Origin of the sequence: Pedobacter sp. (assembly GCF_035317785.1) — a bacterium.
Lineage (GTDB): Bacteria > Bacteroidota > Bacteroidia > Sphingobacteriales > Sphingobacteriaceae > Pedobacter.
In genome coordinates this window covers 1-5,024 of sequence record NZ_DATHGC010000185.1, presented here as the reverse complement: position 1 = coordinate 5,024, position 5,024 = coordinate 1, and the positions used below count along the sequence as shown (strand labels likewise).

General features: G+C 43.5%; 5 protein-coding genes. 2 read left to right on the top strand and 3 right to left on the bottom strand.

Annotated features, from left to right (window positions below; all coding sequences use genetic code 11):
• From VK541_RS11435 to VK541_RS11425, 3 genes are all read right to left on the bottom strand, one after another.
• Positions 1-693, bottom strand: a 693-nt coding sequence (locus tag VK541_RS11435) for an adenosylhomocysteinase (RefSeq protein ID WP_324370140.1), incomplete at its 3' end; no start/stop codon positions are given.
• A 120-nt stretch (positions 694-813) separates the two neighbouring features.
• The gene (locus VK541_RS11430; protein ID WP_324370138.1) at positions 814-1,236 is read right to left on the bottom strand and encodes a PIN domain-containing protein; all 423 of its coding nucleotides are present in this window, start codon (positions 1,234-1,236) and stop codon (positions 814-816) included.
• Positions 1,226-1,468 (bottom strand): DUF6364 family protein, encoded by a 243-nt coding sequence (locus VK541_RS11425; RefSeq protein ID WP_324370136.1) that lies wholly within the window; start codon positions 1,466-1,468, stop codon positions 1,226-1,228. The genes VK541_RS11430 and VK541_RS11425 overlap by 11 nt, the downstream gene beginning before the upstream one ends.
• Before the next feature lie 325 nt (positions 1,469-1,793).
• Between VK541_RS11425 and VK541_RS11420 the strand changes: the two genes are divergently transcribed.
• On the top strand, positions 1,794-3,047 hold the full coding sequence (locus VK541_RS11420) for a 6-bladed beta-propeller (RefSeq protein WP_324370134.1): 1,254 nt from the start codon (positions 1,794-1,796) through the stop codon (positions 3,045-3,047).
• 6 nt (positions 3,048-3,053) lie between these two features.
• On the top strand, positions 3,054-5,024 hold a 1,971-nt coding region (locus tag VK541_RS11415), incomplete at its 3' end, for a hypothetical protein (protein WP_324370132.1).

Genomic DNA, 5,024 nt, shown 5'->3' with positions numbered 1-5,024 from the left:
ACCCACATCGCCGTAACCCGCTACAACAGCAACTTTACCAGCCATCATGATGTCGGTAGCACGACGGATCGCATCAACCAATGACTCACGGCATCCGTATTTGTTGTCAAATTTTGATTTGGTCACCGAATCATTCACATTGATCGCAGGCAAGTGCAATGTTCCGTTTTTCATGCGCTCATATAAGCGATGAACACCGGTAGTCGTTTCTTCAGAAAGACCTTTGATGCCAGCGATCAGCTCAGGGAACCTGTCAAACACCATATTGGTCAGGTCACCGCCATCATCAAGGATCATGTTCAATGGCTGACGGTCCGGACCGAAATGCAATGTCTGTTCGATACACCAGTCAAAACTTTCTTCGTCAAGACCTTTCCAGGCATAAACCTGGATGCCAGCTGCCGCAATCGCTGCCGCCGCATGATCCTGCGTTGAAAATATATTACATGATGACCAGGTGACTTCCGCACCCAGTGCCACCAATGTTTCAATTAAAACTGCAGTCTGGATGGTCATGTGAAGGCAGCCTGCAATGCGGGCTCCTTTTAATGGCTGCGAAGGTCCGAATTCTTCACGGAGGGACATTAGCCCCGGCATTTCTGCCTCTGCCAATCCGATCTCTTTGCGGCCCCATTCTGCCAGTGAAATGTCCTTAACTTTGTAAGGAACGTAAGTTGTCTCTACTGATGACATATGTTATTAATTTAATTTGAAATGCAAAATTACATAATAGTTTAACCAAATTCAAAAGTGTTAGGAGGGTCAATGTTTAAGTATGCTAATCTGACTACGAGTTTTGCGGATATCAGGTTCTCATCTATAGATTTCATTCAGAAAATATGCTGAGGCAACCACAGGCAATGTAGGAATAGCCGCCTTTTGAAATTTCTTGTCACCTGAAAGAAAATAATCCAATTGATTATGAATTGCAGTATAATATTGCAGAGCATCTTCGATGTCCTCTATTTTAGAATTTAAAGCCAATAAGGTCAACTCATGGCTACTATCAATGACACGAACATCAGTTACTAAACTTAATAGCAACCGTTTTGCTTTTTCAGATCCATAGGCTTTTGTCAGCCAATACCCCACAATATGAACAATAGCAGGAGTAATATAAGCAATTACCTTCCCTTCGACCACTAAGATCATGATCTGTTTGGCATCTTTATAATTATCCCGTTTTAGCAGGAAATCAAGTAAAATATTCGCATCTAAAAATATCTTAAAAGCCATATTTACCTGCCTGTTCTTCGTAAAAATCCTTCTTCAAATCCGCATTAACATTAAATTTGACGGGATTTAATTTTTCCACCATATCAATAATGTTTTCATGTCTGGCAGGTTTTGAGATGCTGTTAAAATATTGCTCAACCAGTTCAGAAATACTAACCTTCTTGCTTTCAGAATAAGACTTAATACGAGACAAAAGTCCTTCATCAATAGTTAAATTCAATCTTGCTTTCATAAAGCAAATATACGCATATATTTTAATTATGCGTATGATTATGCTGTAGATTAACAAAATTGTACTTATGGAAAGCCTGCAGAATGGGACTGACTAACCCCCTTTGATATGGACGGGAAAATCACCCACAGGGAATTTGCAGTGCTGCCGGATACCCATCTGAACCCTTTTGACATCAAAGTTGCTGTCACTGGCAAACTGATCAGATCATACCTTCTGTAAGGGCAATTATTGTTAATTAGTGTTAAAAATACACCTCTTACTCTCCAAAAGATCATTCCTGTTTCGAAAATCAATACATTTAGGGAACCAATTCAACGCCGGTATGTTAAAATTCGCTCTCAGCAGTTTAATTATTTGTACCCTTTTTTATGGCCATATCATGGCCCAGGCCAGTAAAGTCGACAGCACCGGAATGCGGACACTCCGTATTGATCCAGCAAGTTCCAGAGGCGCCGCCGCTGCCCAGGTTTTTGACGAAGTTAAGTTTATACCGCTCGAGACTACAAAAGAAAGTCTTTTCGGGTCCATTAGTCAGCTTAAGGTGACTGACAATAACTTTATCGTTTGGGACTACGATACCAAATCAATTTTAATCTTTACCAAAGAAGGAAAATACAAAGCCAAAATCAACGGGAGCAAGATTGAAAAAGATCCCAACGACAAGGAGAACCAGAACTTCTACGGTTTTGTCATGAAGACAGAAAATAACCAGCCGGTCATCCAGGTTTCCGCAGGTAAAAATTTTTTCTACTTTGACCTCAATGCCAAATTAATCAGGAAAGTAAAAAAGGAAGCGGATAAGGCCAATAGTAACCAGCGCCAGTTTAGTGACGGTACAGTTGTAGACCAGGGCTACGTGGAGAAAAACAGCAACGACAGCACCAACTTTGAGATCAGCCTGGTTAAAGACAAGAAAAAAGTGGAAAGTTATTTTCCTTTTTCTTTGGCCAGGTATAAAACCGACCAGTTCTATACCGGCGGAGAAACCTTAACCGACTACGGTGTGCCGGATGAATTGTTTTTTATTACCGCGTACGAATACAATGTGTACAAACTAACGCCAAAAAAACTTTCACTGGCCTACAAGATCATTTTTCCTGCCAACAATTCATTGCCCGCCGATTTTAGAGGAAACCCCATTTATAAAGGGAAAAGACGGGAGTATTTTGAAAAATATCCAAAAGCCTTCTTCGCCATCAGCAGCACTTATCAGATCGGCGACAACCTCTACTTTAAGGTAAATAACTGGAGCTGGGGCAACGATGAAAAAAAGGCTTTTATTTATAACCTGAAAAACAATATGGTGACCTCTATTTCAGATATAGAGCCTGATTCCCTCTCGCAGTTTCTTCCCGTGACTGATGCCGGTGTGCATTACGATTTTGCCAACACAGGATTTCACTTGTTTGACAGAAAATATTTCTATACCAGCTACTCCTCACTGATGCTGTTCAATTTTAAGGAGCAGAACGAAGGCAAGAACCGGAAATATGATCCGGCACTGACTGAATATTTTAAAACACAGAACAAGAAAAGCAACCCGGTCATCATCCAGTTAAAACCCAAAAAAAATTAACGCTCCATGTTTAAATTAACGCTCTTCACTATAGCATTTCTGCTATGTGCAGTCTTTTTTACTGCCCGCGCACAGCAGACCAATACCACAACAGCTCCTGGTACTGCCAAAGGAATTGCCAGGGACACCGCGCAAAATTATGTCCTGAAATCGGCCACAGTATCCATCTATAAGGAAGCCGACAGTACGCTGCTCAGCTACCAGGTCACCAACACCTACGGAGAGTTCAATTTCAAAAATCTTCCGGTAGACCTGGGTTTGAGGCTGGACATCAGTCATGTAGGTTATATGACCGCACGCAAAAATTTCAAAATACCTTCCGGAACGAATGCCATCGATCTGAAAACGATCATAGTGAACCGCAGGGACATCATGCTCAATGATGTGGTGATCTCCGTTCCGCCCATGAGCATGAACGGCGATACCCTCGAATTTAATGCCGCGGCCTTCAAACTGGACAGCAATGCGACAGTAGAAGATATGCTCAGGGCAATCCCCAACGTCACCCTATGGGGAGACGGGCAGATTACCGTGAACGGTACTGAAGTAAAAAGCCTCAAAGTAAACGGAAAATCTTTCTTTGGCGGGGATGCCAAGATCGCCATCCAGAACATATCTAAAAACGCATTGCAAAAAGTGCAGGTATACAACACAGCGAGGGACAAAAGCAACCCGCTGGACTCTACCCTGGAAATGAACCTTAAGCTCAAAAAGGGGAAGGATATCGGCTACTTTGGTAAGATCGGCTTTGGCTATGGCACCAACAACCGCTTTGAAACCGATGCCAGCATCAACATGTTCACTCCCAAAATGCAGCTTGCCCTGGTCGGGGCGATGAACAATATCAATAAAGTCCCGGATGACGTCAATGACCTGGTGTCCAGCAGTACTTTTAAGGGCGTGGGTACCAATGTGGAGTACCAGCCTGACTTCCGGGCCTCGGGCATCAACCGGCCCCTTGCCGCAGGGGCGAGCCTGACCTACAACTTCATTGAGAACCCCACCTATCAAAGCAAAAGCACCTTAAAATCCAACTACTTCCTGCGGGGCCGGGACAACGATTACTTATCTGAAACCAGGACCACCACAACCGTGAATGGTACAGATCAGATCTTTGAGAACAGCAGTCACAGCAATTCATCTTCAAGCACCGACCAGCGTTTCGATTCCAATTATGAGTTTACAAAAAAGGGCCACAATCTGGAGCTCTCTCAATCCGTAGACATCAACCAGGGAGAAAATGAAGAGCAAACCTTCCGTACCGCAGGAAATTTGCAGAACGCGCTGACCAGCACCAACAATACTTTTAACACCAGCAATTACAACAACAAGAGCTTTCACCTCAGTGGCGAATACCGGTACTCCCCGTATTTCATCACACAGCATACACGCTTCCGCGGCCTCACAGCCAGTTATAATTTATCCGCCTATAACAATGACAATCAGCGATCCAATATGACCGAGTTCCGGTCTTTTACCGATGCTGCAGGCAACCAGAAATTTAACCGCAGGTACCATACCGGCAATGATGGCATCAGCCAGGAGATCAACCTGACCCTGCCCGATCTGAAAACGCTCATCTTCGGCAATAAGAAATTTGCGGGAATAAATCTTGACCTGACCAATAAGCTGGTGCTGAAATCTGACAAGGACAATAACCAGGTAGAGGATTTGGATACCCTGACCAATACTTACCGCACCAACACTTATCTGAACAACCAGGTCCAGACGGACCTCATTGAGGAAACCCCGGGCCTGAGGATCCAGAAATCATTTACCAAAAGCCTCTCCAACCGGTTTTATCAGAGCCTGACAATCAGGTTTCATCCAAAACAGTTATTGATCGCACAGGACAACAAGTCAGACCGCTCTTTTCAAAACATCAAAAGAAATTACCAAAGGTTTGCTCCAGATGCAGGCATCAGCTACAACGACAACCAATATGGCGAATATTCCAGATACTACGACCTGATCTAT